The organism is Leucobacter sp. BZR 635 (genome assembly GCF_048061935.2).
GTDB lineage: Bacteria > Actinomycetota > Actinomycetes > Actinomycetales > Microbacteriaceae > Leucobacter.
The window spans coordinates 1-17445 of the sequence record NZ_JBLUNZ020000043.1 but is presented as its reverse complement, the minus strand read 5'-3'; the positions used below and the strand labels follow the sequence as shown (position 1 = coordinate 17445).

At 68.1% G+C, this 17445-nt stretch carries 18 protein-coding genes; 5 read left to right on the top strand and 13 right to left on the bottom strand.

Features of this window, described 5'->3' with window-relative positions:
• Window positions 1–72: 72 nt before the first annotated feature.
• The 4 genes from ACI1US_RS09105 to ACI1US_RS09090 all read right to left on the bottom strand — a co-directional run bounded on the left by ACI1US_RS09105 (window position 73) and on the right by ACI1US_RS09090 (window position 4158).
• On the bottom strand, window positions 73–969 hold the full coding sequence (locus tag ACI1US_RS09105) for an ABC transporter ATP-binding protein (protein ID WP_461639866.1): 897 nt from the start codon (window positions 967–969) through the stop codon (window positions 73–75).
• 30 nt (window positions 970–999) lie between these two features.
• Window positions 1000–2079, bottom strand: coding sequence for a FecCD family ABC transporter permease (locus ACI1US_RS09100; protein WP_461639864.1), 1080 nt, complete (start codon window positions 2077–2079; stop codon window positions 1000–1002).
• Window positions 2076–3179, bottom strand: coding sequence for an iron chelate uptake ABC transporter family permease subunit (locus ACI1US_RS09095; protein WP_461639862.1), 1104 nt, complete (start codon window positions 3177–3179; stop codon window positions 2076–2078). The genes ACI1US_RS09100 and ACI1US_RS09095 overlap by 4 nt, the downstream gene beginning before the upstream one ends.
• A gap of 151 nt (window positions 3180–3330) precedes the next feature.
• Entirely contained in the window at window positions 3331–4158 is an 828-nt protein-coding gene (locus ACI1US_RS09090; protein WP_461639860.1) for a helix-turn-helix transcriptional regulator, read from the bottom strand.
• Window positions 4159–4272: 114 nt separating this feature from the next.
• Here ACI1US_RS09090 and holA point away from each other — a divergent pair, with 114 nt between their 5' ends.
• Window positions 4273–5271, top strand: coding sequence for a DNA polymerase III subunit delta (holA, locus tag ACI1US_RS09085; RefSeq protein WP_461639858.1), 999 nt, complete (start codon window positions 4273–4275; stop codon window positions 5269–5271).
• Between the two features lie 13 nt (window positions 5272–5284).
• Here the strand turns inward: holA and ACI1US_RS09080 are convergent, their stop codons facing one another.
• On the bottom strand, window positions 5285–6361 hold the full coding sequence (locus ACI1US_RS09080) for a sensor histidine kinase (RefSeq protein ID WP_461639856.1): 1077 nt from the start codon (window positions 6359–6361) through the stop codon (window positions 5285–5287).
• Entirely contained in the window at window positions 6358–7035 is a 678-nt protein-coding gene (locus ACI1US_RS09075) for a response regulator (protein WP_461639854.1), read from the bottom strand. Before ACI1US_RS09075 ends, ACI1US_RS09080 begins: the two co-directional genes overlap by 4 nt.
• Window positions 7036–7191: 156 nt before the next feature.
• On the opposite strand from ACI1US_RS09075, the gene ACI1US_RS09070 reads away from it, so the two are divergent.
• A complete protein-coding gene (locus ACI1US_RS09070) occupies window positions 7192–7761 on the top strand; it encodes a DoxX family protein (RefSeq protein WP_461639852.1) in 570 nt (189 codons plus the stop codon).
• Between the two features lie 464 nt (window positions 7762–8225).
• Here ACI1US_RS09070 and rpsT read toward each other — a convergent pair whose 3' ends face one another.
• The 7 genes from rpsT to ACI1US_RS09035 all read right to left on the bottom strand — a co-directional run bounded on the left by rpsT (window position 8226) and on the right by ACI1US_RS09035 (window position 13811).
• On the bottom strand, window positions 8226–8486 hold the full coding sequence (rpsT, locus tag ACI1US_RS09065; protein WP_416549642.1) for a 30S ribosomal protein S20: 261 nt from the start codon (window positions 8484–8486) through the stop codon (window positions 8226–8228).
• 99 nt (window positions 8487–8585) lie between these two features.
• Window positions 8586–9311 (bottom strand): Pr6Pr family membrane protein, encoded by a 726-nt coding sequence (locus tag ACI1US_RS09060; protein WP_461639850.1) that lies wholly within the window; start codon window positions 9309–9311, stop codon window positions 8586–8588.
• Complete coding sequence (locus ACI1US_RS09055) at window positions 9311–9949, bottom strand: response regulator transcription factor (RefSeq protein ID WP_461639848.1); 639 nt, start codon at window positions 9947–9949, stop codon at window positions 9311–9313. Before ACI1US_RS09055 ends, ACI1US_RS09060 begins: the two co-directional genes overlap by 1 nt.
• On the bottom strand, window positions 9943–11040 hold the full coding sequence (locus ACI1US_RS09050) for a sensor histidine kinase (RefSeq protein WP_461639846.1): 1098 nt from the start codon (window positions 11038–11040) through the stop codon (window positions 9943–9945). The genes ACI1US_RS09055 and ACI1US_RS09050 overlap by 7 nt, the downstream gene beginning before the upstream one ends.
• Window positions 11041–11070: 30 nt before the next feature.
• Complete coding sequence (locus ACI1US_RS09045) at window positions 11071–11829, bottom strand: ABC transporter permease (RefSeq protein WP_461639844.1); 759 nt, start codon at window positions 11827–11829, stop codon at window positions 11071–11073.
• Window positions 11830–11833: 4 nt separating this feature from the next.
• Window positions 11834–12751 carry an ABC transporter ATP-binding protein gene (locus ACI1US_RS09040; protein WP_461639842.1) on the bottom strand — a complete coding sequence of 306 codons (918 nt, stop codon included), beginning with the start codon at window positions 12749–12751 and terminating at the stop codon, window positions 11834–11836.
• A 154-nt stretch (window positions 12752–12905) separates the two neighbouring features.
• Window positions 12906–13811 (bottom strand): hypothetical protein, encoded by a 906-nt coding sequence (locus tag ACI1US_RS09035; protein ID WP_461639840.1) that lies wholly within the window; start codon window positions 13809–13811, stop codon window positions 12906–12908.
• A gap of 304 nt (window positions 13812–14115) precedes the next feature.
• On the opposite strand from ACI1US_RS09035, the gene lepA reads away from it, so the two are divergent.
• From lepA to ACI1US_RS09020, 3 genes are all read left to right on the top strand, one after another.
• Entirely contained in the window at window positions 14116–15969 is a 1854-nt protein-coding gene (gene lepA, locus ACI1US_RS09030; RefSeq protein WP_416549641.1) for a translation elongation factor 4, read from the top strand.
• Window positions 15966–16721 carry a DUF1990 family protein gene (locus tag ACI1US_RS09025; protein WP_461639838.1) on the top strand — a complete coding sequence of 252 codons (756 nt, stop codon included), beginning with the start codon at window positions 15966–15968 and terminating at the stop codon, window positions 16719–16721. The genes lepA and ACI1US_RS09025 overlap by 4 nt, the downstream gene beginning before the upstream one ends.
• Window position 16722: 1 nt before the next feature.
• On the top strand, window positions 16723–17445 hold a 723-nt coding region (locus ACI1US_RS09020), incomplete at its 3' end, for a coproporphyrinogen-III oxidase family protein (RefSeq protein WP_461639836.1).

Below are 17445 nucleotides of genomic sequence, written 5' to 3'. Positions count from 1 at the left end.
CTAGGTGATGCTTAAGCGCCCGGGAAGCCCGGCCGCGGTCGGAGAGGAGCTGTGAACGCTCCGTAGTCAACGCTAAACGCGGGGCGTGGCGAGAGGGAGACGAAGCGCGTCGCGATCCGGACGCTGTCCGTGCGCCGTCGCGCTCGCCCGCGCCCCGCGATCCCGGCCCAGCGGGACGACCGTCGGGCTCCCCGCGACCGGGTCGGGCACCACCCTGCATTCGAGCCCGAACACCTCCCGTACGATCTCCTCGGTGACGACCTCCTCAGGGGTGCCCTCGGCCACGATCGCTCCCTCCTTCATCGCGATGAGATGGGTGCCGTAGCGGGCAGCCTGGTTGAGGTCGTGGAGCACCGCGACGAGTGTGTTCCCCGCGAGGTGGAGATCGGTGAACAGCTCAAGCAGCTCGATTTGGTGAGCAATATCGAGGAACGTGGTGGGCTCGTCGAGGAGGAGCAGCGGCGTCTCCTGCGCGAGTACCATTGCGACCCATACGCGCTGACGCTGTCCGCCGGACAGCTCGTCGACGAGTCGCGCCGAGAGCTCAGTGACACCCGTTGCGGCCATCGCGCTGAGCACCGCCTGCTCGTCATTGTCGGTCCACTGGCGAATGATCCCCTGGTGCGGGTACCGGCCGCGAGCGATGAGGTCGGCGACCGTGATGCCCTCGGGGGCGATCGACGATTGTGGCAGCAACCCGAGTTTGCGGGCGATCTCTTTCGCCCGGTACGACGAGATCTGTTTCCCATCGAGGAGGACGTGACCGGCGGATGGCTTGATGAGTCTCGAGAGTGCGCGCAGCAGCGTCGACTTTCCGCAGGCGTTCGGGCCCACAATCACGGTGAACGAGCGGTCGGGGATCTCGACCGAGAGGTTCTCCGAGATCGTAGTGTGGTCGTACCCAATGCTTGCGCCGCTCACCGACAGCGGTGAGCGTGTGGCTGGGTGCGGGGCCGAGTACTCCGTCATGTTTCAGCTTTCTTCCGGTGGGTCGGGGAACTACAGCCGCTTGCGTGCTTCGTGCACGAGCAGCCAGATCAGGTATCCGCCGCCGATGACGACGGTGACGGTGCCGACGGGCAGCATCGCCGGCAGCGCGTGGAGCGCGACATAATCGGAGGCAGATAGCAGCACCGCCCCCATGAGCGCAGCGGCGGGCACCGAGACGCCGGCGGAGCGCGTGACGCGGCGGGCGATTTGCGGGGCCGCGAGCGCGATGAACGAGATGGGCCCGGCTGCGGCTGTCACCACCGCGATGAGCCCGACCGAGAGGAGCATGAGCACCAAACGGGTCCGTTCGACGCGGACACCGAGTGCCTGCGCGGCGTCGTCGCCGAGCTCAAGCTGCTTGAGTGGTCGGGCGAGAGCCAGGGTGGCGGCGAGGAGTGTGAGCACGAGTAGGCTCCCGACCCCGGTCTGTTCCCAGGTCATCCCGTTGAGCGAACCCGCACCCCACACTGCCGCGACAAGGGCGGTGTCGAGGTCGGCCGTGAGCGTGAGCCACGTGTTCAGCGAGCTCAGCATTGCAGAGACCGCGATGCCGGCAATGATCAGCCGAAAGCCCTGCACTCCGCCCTTGAACGCGAGGAGGTACACGACCGCAGCGCTCGCGAGACCTCCCACGAGCGCGCCAAGCGCCACCTGCAGATAGTTTCCGTGGAAGACAATCATCACGACGATGGCCCCCGTGTATGCGCCCGCGGAGAACCCGAGAATGTCGGGGCTCGCGAGCGGGTTGCGGGTGAGCGACTGGAACACCGCCCCGCTCGCGCCCAGCGCAGCCCCGAAGGTGATCGCTGCGAGAGCGCGGGGCATTCGCCAGTCGACCACCACGGTGCGCGTGAAGTCATCACTGCTTGCGCTGAAGGCGTGCCAAACCTCGGTGAGGGTGAGCGGGTAGTCGCCGCTCGCGAGCGCGGCAAGCCCGATGGCAACGACGTACACCGCCATGGCCGCTGAGGCCGCGACCGCGCGCGCATCGAAGCGCAGCCAGATACCGCAGACCCTGCGCCGGTACATTCGTCGCCCAAAGTCGATCTGGCCTGTTGCGGGTGGAACGGCGGTTGACCGAGTGCTCACAAGCCACTCATCTTTCTTCTTCGAATCAGGATCACGAGAACGGGTGCGCCGACAAACGCCGTGACGATCCCCACGGGTACCTCGGCGGGGCGCATGATGAGTCGCCCCGTAATGTCGGCGACGAGGAGCAGGATCGGGGCGAGCGCCATCGTGTAAGCGAGGATCCACCGCTGGTCGGGACCCACGATCCAGCGCGCGACGTGCGGCACCATGAGTCCGACGAAGCCGATCGGGCCCGCGATCGCTGTCGCTCCACCCGCGAGCAGGGTCACGGCGAGGACGACGAGCACGCGAGTGCGCACCACATTTGCTCCGAGCGCAGCAGCCATGTCGTCGCCGAGGGCAATCGCGTTGAGCGGGCGCGCGACGAGGAAGGCGAGTACGAGGCCGAGCGCGATGAATGGCAGCACCGGCCCGACGAGGTCGAGTCCGCGGCCGACGATGGTGCCGGCACCCCAGTTGCGCATCTTGTCGAACGCTCCGGGATCGAGCAGCGTCAGCGCGCTCGTGAGCCCGCCGAGTGCGGCGCCGAGCGCGACCCCGGCGAGGAGTAACCGAAGCGGATCAGCGCCCCCGCGGCCGGCAGATCCAATCGCATACACGGCGAGCGTCACGATGAGTGCGCCCGCGAACGCGAACCAGACGTAGCCCGAGATCGTGGACACACCAAACACGCCCACCCCGACCGCGACCGCGAACGATGCACCGGCGTTGACGCCCAGAATCCCCGGGTCGGCGAGCGGGTTCCGGGTGAGTGCCTGGATGAGCGCCCCGGAGACGCCCAGCGCGGTGGCCACGACGACGCCGACCACCGTGCGAGGGATCCGCAGGTCGCGAATGACGAAGTGGTCCTCGACATCCCCTGGGGAGAACACCGCATCCCACACCACCGAGGCGGGGATCTCTCGTGACCCGACCACGATGCTCGCGAGAATCACGACCGCGAGCACGGCGAGAATGGCGGCGAGCGTGAGGCCGCGGCTGAGGTTGCCCCGGGTGAGGCCATGGAGGGCACGGCGCGGTGAGGGCGGTGTGGGAGAGGGCAGCGGCGCTGACGCAGCAGCAGAAGCGTCGCGTGCTCGGATGGGCGGAGAGGGCATTGGTCGTGAAAACTCTCGAGACATGGTGGTGGTCGGCCCGCGAAATCTGGGGACACTACGACGCTACGCGGGTCGCCGCGCCCGCAGGGGACAGGCGGTGTTGCGTTCGGGACAGAGCTGAGAGTCGCTCCCGAGTGTCCGGGCTGAAGCGTTAGAGGTGCTCGGCGAACTCCCCGGGCGTGTGGCCAACAGTCTTTCTGAACGCCGACACGAACGCGCTGGTCGTGCTGTACCCGACGAGCCGGGCGACCACCTTTACGCTCGTCCCCTCAGCGAGGAAGCCGAGCGCCGCGCGCATGCGCACGAGTCGCCGCCACTGCGCGAAGCTCATCGCGATTTCCGTGCTGAATACTCGCGTGAGGGTTCGCGACGTCATGTTGAGTAGGGAGGCCCACTGCTCGAGGGTGCGGTCGTCGGCCGGGTCGCTGAGGATCATTTCAACGAGAAACGCAAGGCGGCGATCGTGGGGGATCGGCACATCGACGCCGACGTCATCAGTGAGCTCGAGCATGTCCATGCAGACCTGCTGGGCGCGCAGTCGTTCCGTTTTTGACATGGGCGCTCGTGACAGGTGGATGAGGAGCTCCCGGACGGCCGGTGGCACCCGCACCGCTACCGGGCGATCCCAAGCCTTGTTCCAGGTCTCTGGGGCGAAGTATGTCGCCCGCACCTCGGTGCTTTCGCGGGAGGAGCCCTCGTGCTCGACTCCTGCGGGAACCCACAGGCCGACCCCCGGCGCGACAGTCCACTGTCTCCCGTCGGCGAACATCGTGACGACGCCGCGGTCGGTCCACAGCAGCTCATGCTCGGGGTGCGAGTGCGCGGGCCACTGCGTCGCATTACTCGGCACGTGAATCTTCGTGCGCAAGAGGTAGGGCGGCGAGACGTAGGTCTCTGGGCCGGGGGACTCATCTGCGGAGATCGCGCTCGGACTTGGCCCGGCAGGGTGGGTGTGCGGGCGCACATCAAGCAACATCATGAGTACCTCGGAGTTCGTATTGAGTAAGGCTTACCTTACATTAATCTGATGAATGTATCTTGCTTGTTCGCCGAGGCCGGGATCAGTGTCGGAGGGAGCCGGTAGTCTAAACGGGTGGCAGCTTCCAAGATCGTAAAAGTCGAATGGACCGAGGTAACCCCTGCGCCGGTGGTGCTGGTGAGCGGGCCGGAGGAGTTCTTCGCGGATCGGGCATCCCAGCGGATCCGCGAGATGCTCCGCGACGCACACAGCGAACTCGAAGTGCACGACGTCGATGCAGCGAGCTACGGTGCGGGGGAGCTGTTCACCATCGCGAGCCCCTCGCTGTTTGCTGAACCCCGGCTCATCCGTGTCACGGGCGTCGAGAAGTGCTCTGACGCGTTCATTGAAGACGCGAAGCGCTACATTGCAGAGCCCGCCGAAGACACCACGCTCGTCCTGCGCCATACGAGCGGGCAGCGCGGCAAGGCCCTGCTCGATGCCGTGCGCAAGCTGCCCCACGCCGTTGAGGTGCTGTGCCCGGAGCTCAAGAAAGACCAGGAGCGCCTCGCGTTTGCGCAGGCAGAGTTTCGCCGGCTGAAGGCCCGGGCCACCCCTGGCGCGGTCCGCATGATCGCCGCCGCGTACTCCTCGGGCAGCGTCGCGGAGCTTGCGGGCGCCTGCGCTCAGCTCGTTTCAGACGTCGGCGCAGAGATCACCGAAGAGCAGGTGAACCGCGCCACCGAGGGGCGAGTGGAGGCGAGTGGGTTCAAGGTTGCCGACGCCGCGATTGCTGGCAAGCGCGCCGACGCACTCGTGCTGCTGCGGCAGGCGATGCTTGGGGGTACGTCGCCGATCCCGATCCTTGCGGTGCTCAAGATGAAGCTCCGCGGCATGGCGCGCGTCTACGGCGCGCGCGGCTCTTCCGGCCAGCTCGCCAAGCAGTTCGGCATGGCCCCGTGGATGGTGGATCGGGCGCTCAAAGACATTCGCGGTTGGCGTGAGGAAGACCTCGCCCGCGCGATCGATCTTGCTGCTGAGACCGAGTGGAACCTCAAGGGCGGCAGCCGAGACCCCGAATACGCGATCGAACGCTTCGTCTCGTTTGTCGCATTGCGCGGTCGGAACAGCTAGCGCTGGGATCGAGTCACGGGGCGGGTATCCGCACCACGGTTTCGTAGCCGCCGTCGAGCGTCGCCGCTGACTGCGCCGATCCACCGAGCACCTGGGCACGCTCTGCCAGCCCCACAAGACCGAGGCCGGAGCCAGGAAGCGCGAGGGCTGGTTCCTTGGGAGAGTCGTTGCGCACGCGCACCTCAACGAAGCCATCGCGGATGCTGCCAGAGACCCGGACGCTGGCGCCGGGTGCGTGCTTGCGGACGTTGGTGAGTGACTCTTGGACACTCCGAAACACGGCCCGCTGCACTGGCGCGCTCAGGTCTTCCGGGAGCGAGAGCTCGAGTGAGGCGTCGAGCTCGGACGCGGCAAGCAGCGCCGGGAGGTCAGCCAGCGAGGGCTGCGGGGCGATCTCTGGGATCCCGCCATCGCCCGCGCGCAACACCGTGAGCATCGTCCGTAACTCTTCGAGAGTTGCGACGCAGAGCGCACGAATCGTTTTTGCGCCGGTACGCACGTTGGCGTCAGTAGCGCTCACCTGGAGCGCGCCGGCCTGCACAGCCATGAGGCTCACCTGATGCGAGACGACGTCATGCATCTCCCGCGCGAGCAGCTCGCGCTCGTGTCTGACCGCCTCAGTGGCCGCCTTCTGACGCTGCGCCTCGTGTGCCTGCTCAAGTTCGGCAAGGCTGAGCACGAGCTTGCGCCGGGTCGCGACAAGGATGCCAACCGCCGCGGGGGCGAGCGCAAACATCGCCGCCGTCATCGTGAGCGCGACGGGGTGCAGTTGCTGCGGGTTGCCGAGCGCACCGACCGCATTCGCGGCAAACGTCGCACCGATCGCGCCGCCCAAGAGCCAGCGCGGCGTGGGGCGAACGGCGAGGGAGTACACGCCGACGACCGCGGCGACCGAAGCGCAGCCAAATACGAGGCCTGGCAGCGCGAGCAACACCGACAGCCACGGCGCGCGCGTGCGCAGCAGGAGCCCGCAGGCCGCGAGGAACGAGAGCCCCGTGCCGACCGGGCTCGAGTCCACAAGTGTGAGAGCCGCCTCCGCGACCGCGGCAAGCAGCAGCCAGGCCCCGGCCTGGTCCCGCTGGCGGCTCATCGCGTCGCCTCCGGCACCAGGAGCCCCGCACGCTCCGCGACGAGTGCCGCGGGGACACGCCCGCTCACTCCCAGCTTCGCGAGGATCGCTGACACGTGGTCTTTGACGGTGCCGACGCTGAGGTGTAATCGCTGAGCGATCTCGGCATTCGACCTGCCGTCGGCAAGCAATCGCAGCGCGGCGAGTTCCCGCGGGGTGAGCCTCGCAGCGATCTCGGCGGCCGCGGGATCGGCGCCGCCAGCGCGCACTGCGGCACGCACCCTACTTGCCGGCGCGGGGGCCAGCACGACCCCGCCGGCCGCGGCGGCGCGCACGAAGTGCGGCAGTTGCTCGGGATCGGTGTCCTTGAGCAGGTACCCCGAGGCGCCAAGCTCGATTGCTGTGCGCACGTAGTCGTCCATGTCGAAGGTGGTGAGCATCACAACGTAGGGCGGCTCGGGGAGCGCGCGCAGCTCACGCAACACCGCTATTCCGTCGGGCGGGGGCATCCGCACGTCGAGCAGCACAACATCGGGGCGCTGCTCGCGCGCGATCCGCACCGCGTCCCCGCCGCCGCCCACGCCGAGCACGTCGATGTCGCCAGCGGCTTCGAGGATCAGTGTGACTCCCTGGCGCACCAACGCCTCGTCGTCAATGATGGCGACGGATACCCGGCTGCGTGGTTCTGGCTGCATCAGGCAAGCATAGGTCGGGTTTCCGGTGAGCGGGCTGGTTGAGGGGCGACTCTCGCCACCCGGCCGGAAGTTGTGGCCGGGTGGCGGGTGTCGACCCGGCGCGAGCCACGCAATCCTGGGATGGGCCCGAAGTGCGGGCCCACACGAAGGAGCAGCATGACACCGAATTCGGAACCCCGCCAGGCCCACCCCGCTCACAGCACCGCGACCAGCGATGCCGTGAGCCGCGACGCCGTGGGCCGCGACGCCGTGGGCCGCGACGCCGTGGGCCGCGACGCCGTGGGCCGCGACGCCGTGGGCCGCGATGGCCTGCCCCTTGAAGACCTCGGGCGGCTGCTGCTGAGGATTGCGCTCGGGGGAGTGCTCTTTGCGCACGGCCTGCAAAAGTATCAGGCGATGGGAGTCGACCAGGTGGGGCAGTTCTTTACATCCCTCGGTATTCCGGCCCCGGCGGTCGCCGCCGCGGCCGTTACCGTGCTTGAGCTCGTCGGTGGTGTCCTCATCGTGCTCGGCGTGCTCGTGCGCCCCGTGGCGATTCTCGCGGCCGTCGAACTCCTCGTCGCCGCGTTCACTGCCCACGCGGGCGCGGGCTTCTATGCGGATGCCGGCGGCTGGGAACTCCCCGTGCTACTCGCCGTCTCCCTGCTCGCGCTCGCAGCGCTCGGCGGCGGCCGGTTCTCCGCGGTCGCAGCGCTGACTCCTAAAATTCCTGCGCTGCTGCGATAGCGCGGGGTGCCGCGGAGGGGCTGTTGCCGGTGTGAGCCCGACCGCTACCTTGCAAACAGGGTGCCGCAACATCGTTGGTCGACCCAAGCGCGCAAAAATACCCGCTGTACGGGCTCTCCACAACTGAAGGTGTAGACCTCCCCGATGAGGAACGCTCAGCGGCCATGACCTCAGCGAAGTCATGATGCTTTTGCGGTAAATCGCTCATGACTTCGCCGAGGTCATGCCTTGTGAGCGACTCGCGCTGTCGGTGCCCTCGCCTTGGGAATGTGGTCATCGTAGCGAGAGCGGGCTTCGCCTCGGTCCATTCGCGCGGAGGAAACCGCCCAGAGCAACCGGGCGCCGCCAGCTGGGTAGCGAGCGCTTCGCGTCCTTGCTGTGCAGGGCGCGGGCACGCACAAATAGGTCAGGCCCCGCCGAAGCGGGGCCTGACCTAGAAAGCTGTTGAGCTGGGTGCTCGGGTCCTAGACCTTTGCGACCTGAGCTGCGAGGCTCGACTTGCGGTTCGCAGCCTGATTCTTGTGAATCACGCCCTTCGAAACGGCCTTGTCAAGCTTGCGGGTTGCGACCTTCAGCGACGACTCTGCTGCTGCCTTGTCGCCCGAAGCGATTGCATCGCGGGTCTTGCGGATGACAGTGCGGAGCTCGCTCTTGTGCGCGCGGTTGCGCTCAGTCGCCTTAGCGTTGGTCTTGATGCGCTTGATCTGCGACTTAATGTTTGCCACGTTGGGTTGGTCCTTCAGTTGAGGTCAATCGGGTTGATCCGCGCGGTGAGAGAGGGCACCTAACGGGGGTGTGGATTGAACCACACGCAAGTCAAGAACTTACTTTAGCAGATCTTGGGCATTGCGCCCAGCCGAAACTGGCATCGCCGTGTCGCTCTGCCCGCTGGGAGTGGCGTGAGCGGCTACGAACCCCGGAACCCCACGCACTCGCGAGAGCGCCCACACGATCACAGCCGCGACGAGCAACGCCGCCAGCAGCCCGCCGACGTGTGCCAGCTTCCAGGCCATTCCGTGGCTCGGTAGCAGGAAGCCGTAGGGCACCCAACCGTCGGTCACGCCGCGCGCCAGCACGACGGCGAGCCACGTCAGTGGGTACGGCAGCGCGATCCAGAGGCTGCGCCAGGGGAGCGGCCAGCGATCCCCGACAAGCGCCCAGTCGAGCAATACCGCTGCTGGGAACACGATGTGCAGGATCGCCGAAACCCACGCGGGTGCCGAGCCCGTTCCCGGAATGAGGGTGTTGTAGATTACGCCGACGATGATCATGCACGCCACGAGCGCAGCGCGTGCGGCATTGAGGCTGTGCGTCGGCCGGAGGCCGGAGAGCCCACCCGCGCCGACCGCGATGAACATCAGCGCGGTGAGCAGGCTCGTGAGGTTGGTGAAGTAGCCGAAATAGTTGAATGGGTTCGCGCCGTCGGTGTGGATGCCGATGACATAGGTGTACCCGAGCACGGCGAGCACGCACACACCGAGTACGACCCGGCTGAGCGAAATGACGACGGTTGCGGTGCGGGCGCGGGGCACGTTGTCGGTACTTGCCATTAGAGCCACCCCTTCTCCTGGGCGATGCGCGCGGCGGCGGTGCGGTTCCGGGCACCCGTCTTGCCGATTGCAGAAGAGAGGACGTTGCGTACCGTGCCCGCAGACAGAAACACCTCGGCGGCGATCGCTGGGGCGGTGAGGCCATCGGCGGCCCGCGCAAGCACCTGCCGCTCACGCTCGCTCAGCGGGTTCGCGCCCTCGAAGAGCGAGGCCTCGGCGAGCGCTGGATCGACGACGCGCTGCCCCGCGTGCACGAGCCGCACGGCCTTCGCGAGTTCCTCGGCCGGGGTGTCTTTCACGACGAAGCCGCTCGCGCCCGCCTCGAGCGCCTGCCGCAGATAGCCGGGCTTCGCAAACGTCGTCACAATGAGCACGCGCGTCAGGTCGCTCGCGGCGAGCACCCCGCGTGTGGCGGCGATTCCGTCGATGCCTGGCATCTGCACGTCCATCAGGCAGACATCGGGGCGGAGTCTTGCGGCCTCGCCGACCGCCTCGTCACCGTCGCCGGCGTACCCGATGACCTCTAGGTCGGGCTCGAGGGAGAGCAGCGCCCCGAGCGCGCCCCGCACGAGGGCCTGGTCGTCAGCGATGAGCAGGCGGATCATCGGAGCGCTCCCGCGGGCCGGTGCTGTCACCATGTGAGGCTCACTCTCGTTCCGCGTGGCGAAGCCGCCTGCACCACCAGTTCAGCGCCCGCCGCGGCAGCTCGCTCGCCCATGCCGCGCAGGCCGCTGCCCGTAGCGCTCTCGGCCTCGGCGACCCCACGACCATTGTCGTCGATGATGAGGGTGCCGGGGGAGAGCTCGACCCGCACCCGGCTCGCAGCCGAGTGCCGGAGTACGTTGGTGGTGGCCTCTCGCAGGATCCACGCAGCCGGGATCGACTGCGCGGGCGAGAGCGAGGCAACCGATCCGCGGACCTCGAGCGCGATGCCCGCGGAGGCGAGGGCGTCGCCGCTCGCGAGCAGCTGCTCGGCGAGGCTCTCGGCGCGGAGCCCAGTGACGGTGCCGCGCACGCCCGCGATCGCCTCGCTCGAGAGTCGCACGATCTCGTCGAGCTCGGCGCGCGCTCGCGCGGGATCTTGGTCGACGAGCCGAGCCGCGAGCTCAGCCTTAAGTTTGATCACGGTGAGCGAGTGGCCGAGCAGGTCGTGCACGTCGCGCGCGACCGACTCGCGCTCCTCGCTCGTGGCGAGTTCGAACCTGAGCTCGTCTGCGCGCGCGGAGCGCCGAATGAGCCACGAGTTGATGGAGTTCACGATGGCGATCATGTACACGATCCACATCAGGCCCCACGGCTGGCTGAGGGCGGAAACGCCAGCGGCAATGACGTATCCCGTCACTACCACTGGGCCGAGCACATTCAGGGCCCAGTGCCATGGCCGGCTGAGAATGTACGAGGCGTACGACATGAGGAACGGGAGGAAGCTCAGCGCGGCCCAGGCAATCGCGGGAGTCGTGAGCAGCGCGCACCCGAGGGCCGCCCAGAAGATGAGCAGGGTGACGCGCTGCGTGCCCGTGCCCGACTCGCGCATCCCGATGATGAACCCGGAGAGGTACGCGGCGGCGAAGCCAAGGACCCCGCACCAGCCGAGTACCAGGAGCGGTAGTGAGGCGTTCGAGGTGACCAGCGCGGTGATGGGGTAGAAGAGGAACACGAGCCAGATCGCGCCCATGAGCCAGCCGTAGCGTGCCCAGGCGTCCTGGGTTCCGGTCTGGTCGTGCTTCATGACTGAGAGCCTAATGGCATGGCTGGGAGCCTAGCGTCGACGGCGGGAGCGCAGCACGCCGTAGCGTACGAGGAGCCCAAAGAGCAGCGTCCAGACCGCGAAGTTTGCGAGCGCGATCCAGAGAGGTTCGCTGCCGCCGCCCGTGACGAGGGCGCCCTCCGTGATTGGCCACCGCACGAGCGCGCCGTAGCCGTACATCGGGGTGAAGCGGGCCACGTCGAGCATGGCACCCGAGAGCGGCATGAACAGGTTGCCGACGAAGCCGAACAGCGTGATCGAGATCGAGGCGAGCGACGCCGCGGAATCAGAGTTGAAGGCGAGTCCCACTCCGAGGCCGAACAGCCCAAAGATGAGCCCGCCCGCGAGAATGATGCCCGCGACGACGAACCATGACCAGAGCGAGTCCGCGCGCGCCCCGGTGAGCACGCCAACGGCGAAGACGATCGCGGTCGAGAAGGCAGCGAAGGCGAGGGCGACGGCAAGCTTGACGATGGCGTAGCCGGTGATCGACAGCGGCGTGAGCGCGATCTGTCTGCCCCAGCCCTGCCCGACCTCGGATGCCGCGAGCGCGCACAGCGAGGTCATCGCGGTGGCGGTGCCGAAGGCGGCCATCGACGCCATGACGTAGAACGCGACGTTGCCGTTGCCCGCGCTCGCGGAGGCATACTCGGCGTTGGCCCCAAAGAGGAGGTACATCGCGACGGGCATCGCGAGCGTGAAGGCGAGCGTGTACGGGTTGCGGAACTGCCGGAGCACCTCGACGCGGAAGAAAGTGGTGGTGAACAGCATGGGCTTAGGCCTCCGTGAGCGCTGCGAACGCGGTTTCGAGTGTGGGCGCATTGATTTCGAGCTCGGTGGCGCCAGCCTGGAGGAGGCGCGCTGCGATCGCATCTGAGTTCGGGGTGTGGATGAGGATCCTGTCCGCGTCCCGCTCGAGCGAGGCGATCGAGCCGTCTGACTGGAGCGCCGCGAGTTCCGCGAGCAGTGCCGCAGATGTCGAGTCTGCCGGGGGGAGTGTCGCCCTAAGCGTGCGCCCGCCCAGTGAAGCGCGGAGCGTGGCGGTGTCGCCGTCGGCGACGATCTTGCCGTGGTTCAGGACCACCGTCCGCCGGGCGAACTGCTCGGCCTCCTCGAGGTAGTGGGTGGCGAAGACGATCGTGCGCCCAGCGTTGGCGTCGGCCCGCATGGCGTCCCAGAACTTTCGACGCGCGGTGACGTCCATGCCGGCGGTCGGCTCGTCGAGCACGAGCACGTCGGGGTCGGGGAGGAGCGCGAGCGCGAACTTCACGCGCTGCTGCTCGCCGCCGGAGCACTTGCTCACCTTCCGGCGCGCAACCTCGGTGAGGTTCGCCCGCTCAATCACCTCGGGCACGCGGCCGAGGGCGCGGTGGAAGCTCGCGATGACCTCGAGGGTTTCGGTCACCGTGAGGTCCGCGAGGAGCCCGCCGGTCTGCAGCACCGCGGAGAGTGAGCCGTCGGCGACCGCGTTCCGGGGCGACCGGCCGAGCACCCGCAGCGAGCCGCCGTCGGGCTCACTGAGCCCGAGCACCATGTCGAGGAGCGTAGTTTTGCCCGCGCCGTTCGGGCCGAGCAGGGCGACGACCTCGCCGCGTTCAACGCGGAGGTCGACCCCGTTCACGGCGCGTACGAGGCGGTCTCCTGATCCAAAATGGCGGGTGACGCCGGTGATCTCCAGTGCGAGTGTGTGCATGCCATAAGCATTTCGCGGCGATCGGGGTCACCGCGAGGTGAGGCTGTCACGAAGAACTCGTGACAGGTGTCATGCGAGGCGGCGGTGCGGCAGCGCCTGGCAGGCGGTGTCGCGTCCGCTGGAGGGCGGCTCGCAGTGCCTCGTGAGCGGTGCCTCAGTGCCGGGTGGCGGCCCGGGCACGCTTCGCGGCGCGGGTGTCGAGCGGCTCGGATCCCTCCACTGAGAAGGTGACCTCCGCGAGCGCAGGCCAGCGTTCGGGCCACAGCCATTCCGAGTCTGCTGCGCGATCGTCCGCCTCGATCGTCAGCTGCGCGAGGCTGCCCCCGTCGATGCCCAACCTCACGACGCGCGGGGAACCGGTGTTCGGGTCTGCGAACTCTGCGACAACCGGGAACTGCTGCCTGTGGGGGACCGCTCGCGGCAGCGCCTCGGCGTCGAACACGATGATGTCGATGGCATCGAAGGATCCTGATCCACCGACCCCAAGCCGCTCGTGGGCGGAAGCGAGCTGGGCGCGCAGTGCCTCCGCACTCGGGTCGGCACTGAAATCGAGCATGCCGGTGATGAGGGTGCGGGCTCCCTCCGGGAACTCCCCGAACGGCACGTGGTCGACGACATCCATATGCTGCGAGTTGCCCGATCGGTAGGACACCCAGCGGCGGGCCGCGAGCAGCGCGGGCAGCTCGGTCGCGAGCGTGAGCCCGGCCGTGACCGCGGCGAAGACGAGCCTGGGCTTGCTCACGCCGCGGCGCACGAGGGATCGCTGCAGCTTGGCGTCGAGCGCCTCGCCCGCCTCGGCAAGCCCGAGCACGGCACCGCCGGCGACGGTGGCGGCTGTAGCGGCTGCGGAGCGGCCCTGTGGGCCTACAGCGCGCTGGGTGTCGCCCGCGACGACCGCGGCGGTGATGCCCGCAAGCGTGAGGCGATAGGCCGCGCGCCCTCCGGGAGTGAGCTTTGCCGGGTCGATGAGCGCGGCCGCGCCGAGCGCGACGGTGTAGAGCGCTGCGCGCTCGGGGCGTCCCGGCGTGATGAAGCGACGAAGAAACTGAGGAACAGCCATGGGCTCATCCTACGGCCAGGGCCCGCCGGTGCCGGTCAGCCGCGCCCCGCGCTGATCCAGCGCCGAGTTGGCCAGCGCTCCAGCGGTTGGCCAGCGCTCCGGCACCGAGTTGGCCAGCGCTCCGGCACCGAGTTGGCCAGCGCTCCGGCACCGAGTTGGCAGTTATTGTCGCTTCAGGATCGGCCAAGCGACAATAACTGCCAACTCCCGTGGCGGGCGACCGCTGCGACCGCTGCGCCCCCTCGGCGCGCCCTGAGAAGAGGGTGGCCCCGCAAGCTGCTGGCGCGTGAGATAATGGCTGGCAATGTCTCCTCGTAGTCTTAAACCACCGGTGCCGGCGTCGACCGACCCCTCGATGATCCGCAACTTCTGCATCATCGCGCACATTGACCACGGCAAGTCGACGCTTGCCGACCGCATGCTCCAGGTCACCGGGACGGTGTCCGATCGCGACATGCGTGCCCAATACCTCGACAACATGGATATCGAGCGCGAGCGCGGTATCACCATCAAGTCGCAGGCTGTGCGTATGCACTGGCAGTCGGAGGGCAGCGAGTACGCCCTCAACATGATTGACACCCCAGGCCACGTCGACTTCTCGTACGAGGTCTCGCGTTCGCTCGCGGCCTGTGAGGGCGCGATCCTGCTCGTTGACGCGGCGCAGGGCATCGAAGCGCAGACGCTCGCGAACCTGTACCTGGCGATGGAGAACGATCTCGAGATCATTCCCGTGCTGAACAAGATCGACCTGCCCGCCGCAGACCCCGAGCGGGTCGCGCGCGAGATCACCGATCTCATCGGCGGCAACCCCGAGGATATTCTCAAGGTCTCGGGCAAGACCGGCGCCGGCGTCGAGGAACTGCTCGACGTCGTGATCCAGCGGATCCCCGCGCCTGTCGGTCAGACCGACGCCCCGGCGCGCGCCATGATTTTCGACTCGGTGTACGACCCGTACCGCGGGGTTGTCACCTACGTCCGCATGGTTGACGGCAAGCTCTCGCCGCGCGAGAAGGTGCAGATGATGTCGACGGGTGCCGAATACGAGGCGCTCGAAATCGGCGTCTCCTCGCCCGGGCCGACCCCGACCAAGGGTCTCGCTGTCGGCGAGGTCGGCTACCTCATCACGGGCGTGAAGGACGTGCGCCAGTCGAAGGTCGGCGATACGGTCACCTCGAAGCTGCGCGGCGCGACCGAGGCGCTGCCCGGATACACCGACCCGAAGCCGATGGTCTTCTCCGGTCTCTACCCGCTCGACGGCTCCGACTACCCCGTGCTGCGCGAGGCGCTCGATAAGCTCAAGCTCTCAGACGCTGCGCTGCAGTACGAGCCAGAGACCTCGGTCGCGCTCGGCTTCGGCTTCCGCTGCGGCTTCCTCGGCCTGCTGCACCTCGAGATCATCTCCGAGCGCCTGCGCCGCGAGTTCGACCTCGACCTCATCGCGACGGCCCCGTCCGTGATCTACGAGGTCCTCAAAGAGGACGGCACCGAGGTGACCGTCACCAACCCCTCGGAATACCCCGACGGCAAGCTCGCGAGTGTCTCCGAGCCGATGGTCCGCGCGGCGATCCTCGCACCGAAGGACTACGTCGGCGCGATCATGGAGCTGTGCCAGTCGCGTCGCGGCAGCCTGCTCGGCATGGAGTACCTCGGCGAGCGCGTCGAGCTCCGCTACAACATCCCCATGGGTGAGATCGTCTTCGACTTCTTCGATCACCTGAAGAGCCGTACCCAGGGCTACGCGAGCCTCGACTACGAGCCGAGCGGCTGGCAGGAGGCCGACCTCGTGAAGGTCGACATCCTGCTCCAGGGCGAGGCCGTCGACGCGTTCAGCGCGATCGTGCACCGTGACAACGCCTACGCCTACGGCACGATGATGACCGAGCGGCTGCGCAAGCTCATTCCGCGCCAGCAGTTCGAGGTGCCGATCCAGGCGGCCATCGGCGCCCGCGTGATTGCCCGCGAGAACATCCGCGCGATCCGCAAGGACGTGCTCGCGAAGTGCTACGGCGGTGACATTAGCCGTAAGCGCAAGCTCCTCGAAAAGCAGAAGGAGGGCAAGAAGCGCATGAAGATGGTGGGCCGTGTTGAGGTTCCCCAGGAAGCGTTCATTGCAGCCCTCTCGGGTGACGTCGAGGGCAAGGAAGTAACCAAGAAGTGACCGGACCCCGCAGAAAAAGCTATACAAGCATGCCCGTCGCCTACGCGGCGATCGGTGCGTCGGGGGCCGCGGACCTGCTGCGCTTCCCGCCCGCCGGCAGCACCCCCTACGAGGAGTCGCTGCAGCTCGGGAGCGGGCAGGAACGCTTCCTGACCGCGGCGAACCTGCTCATGACCTGGGGCGCGCACCGCGCCGCCGGCGTTGACGTCGCAGACGTCGAGCGCGGCGAGCAGGGCGAGTACCTCGGCGTGCAGTTCGGCAACGGCGGCACACCGGAGCTCGGAGACGAACCCGAGGAGCTGTTCAGCCCCGAGGGCGAGGCCTACATCCTTCCGGGCACGACCGCGACGCTCACGGCGCAGGGCAAGTCTGCCCGCCCGATCATGGTGATCTCCACGGTCGACGAGCCGCAGCGCCTCGGCTTCGCGTGGGGCGACCGCGAAGAGGCCGCGGGCTTCGGCGAGCAGCTCATCACGGTCGAACACCGCGAGGACGGCACGGTCTGGGCGGTCGCCCGCGGCTTCACCTTCCTCACCAAGACCGGCCTCATGGCAGGCATCAAGCAGCGCGCGGAGCTTCGCGAGGTGATCGAGCTGGCGCAGGCGTTCCTCGCGGGGCTGGCACCTGGCGCGGCGATCCGCAACGGGGTTGTGCCGCCGAGCGATGCGCAGCTCACCGCCGAGCCCTCGGAGGGCTCGACGGATGCGGCGCCCGAGGCATCGACCGACGACACGCCAGCGCAGGACGACTGACATGCCGAGCGTGCTCCCCGACGGCGAGCCCGCACCGGCTGACGGCGCGCTCCCTGAGAGCGTGCTCGAGGGGGCGCAGGATCGCGCCTTCGGCGTCTACGTGCACGTGCCCTACTGCCGGGTGCGCTGCGGCTACTGCGACTTCAACACGTATACGGCGAGCGAGCTCGGCGGCGGAGCGAGCCAGGCCGGCTACGCGGCTGAGGCCGCAACCGAGCTGAGCTTCGGCGCGGAGGTCATGCGCCGCCGCGGCCTGCCCGAGCGCGAGGTCTCGACCGTCTTCTTCGGCGGCGGGACCCCGACGTTGCTGCCCGCGAGCGACCTCGCGATGATCCTCGCCAGGATTCGCGACGAGTGGGGGATCGCCCCCGGTACCGAGGTCACGACCGAGGCGAACCCAGATTCCGTCGACGAGGCGTACCTCGCGACCCTCGCCGAGGCGGGATTTACGCGCGTGAGCTTCGGCATGCAGTCGGCCGTGCCGCACGTACTCAAGACCCTCGACCGCACGCACAGCCCCGAGCGGGTCCCGGTCGTCGTTGAGGCGGCCCGCGCGGTCGGCCTGCAGGTGAGCCTCGACCTTATCTACGGCACGCCGGGGGAGTCGCTCGCCGACTGGGAGCGCTCGCTCGATGCGGCGCTCGCGAACGCGCCCGACCACCTCTCCGCGTACGCGCTCATCATCGAGGCGGGTACGAAGCTTGCGGGCCAGATCCGCCGCGGC

Bases quoted from the DNA above. Each gene is read 5' to 3' on its own strand.
- ACI1US_RS09105 (WP_461639866.1), bottom strand. From the start codon at position 969: ATGACGGAGTACTCGGCCCCGCACCCAGCCACACGCTCACCGCTGTCG.
- ACI1US_RS09095 (WP_461639862.1), bottom strand. From the start codon at position 3,179: ATGCCCTCTCCGCCCATCCGAGCACGCGACGCTTCTGCTGCTGCGTCA.
- ACI1US_RS09090 (WP_461639860.1), bottom strand. From the start codon at position 4,158: ATGATGTTGCTTGATGTGCGCCCGCACACCCACCCTGCCGGGCCAAGT.
- ACI1US_RS09080 (WP_461639856.1), bottom strand. From the start codon at position 6,361: ATGAGCCGCCAGCGGGACCAGGCCGGGGCCTGGCTGCTGCTTGCCGCG.
- ACI1US_RS09075 (WP_461639854.1), bottom strand. From the start codon at position 7,035: ATGCAGCCAGAACCACGCAGCCGGGTATCCGTCGCCATCATTGACGAC.
- ACI1US_RS09070 (WP_461639852.1), top strand. From the start codon at position 7,192: ATGACACCGAATTCGGAACCCCGCCAGGCCCACCCCGCTCACAGCACC.
- ACI1US_RS09060 (WP_461639850.1), bottom strand. From the start codon at position 9,311: ATGGCAAGTACCGACAACGTGCCCCGCGCCCGCACCGCAACCGTCGTC.
- ACI1US_RS09055 (WP_461639848.1), bottom strand. From the start codon at position 9,949: ATGGTGACAGCACCGGCCCGCGGGAGCGCTCCGATGATCCGCCTGCTC.
- ACI1US_RS09050 (WP_461639846.1), bottom strand. From the start codon at position 11,040: ATGAAGCACGACCAGACCGGAACCCAGGACGCCTGGGCACGCTACGGC.
- ACI1US_RS09045 (WP_461639844.1), bottom strand. From the start codon at position 11,829: ATGCTGTTCACCACCACTTTCTTCCGCGTCGAGGTGCTCCGGCAGTTC.
- ACI1US_RS09040 (WP_461639842.1), bottom strand. From the start codon at position 12,751: ATGCACACACTCGCACTGGAGATCACCGGCGTCACCCGCCATTTTGGA.
- ACI1US_RS09035 (WP_461639840.1), bottom strand. From the start codon at position 13,811: ATGGCTGTTCCTCAGTTTCTTCGTCGCTTCATCACGCCGGGACGCCCC.
- lepA (WP_416549641.1), top strand. From the start codon at position 14,116: ATGTCTCCTCGTAGTCTTAAACCACCGGTGCCGGCGTCGACCGACCCC.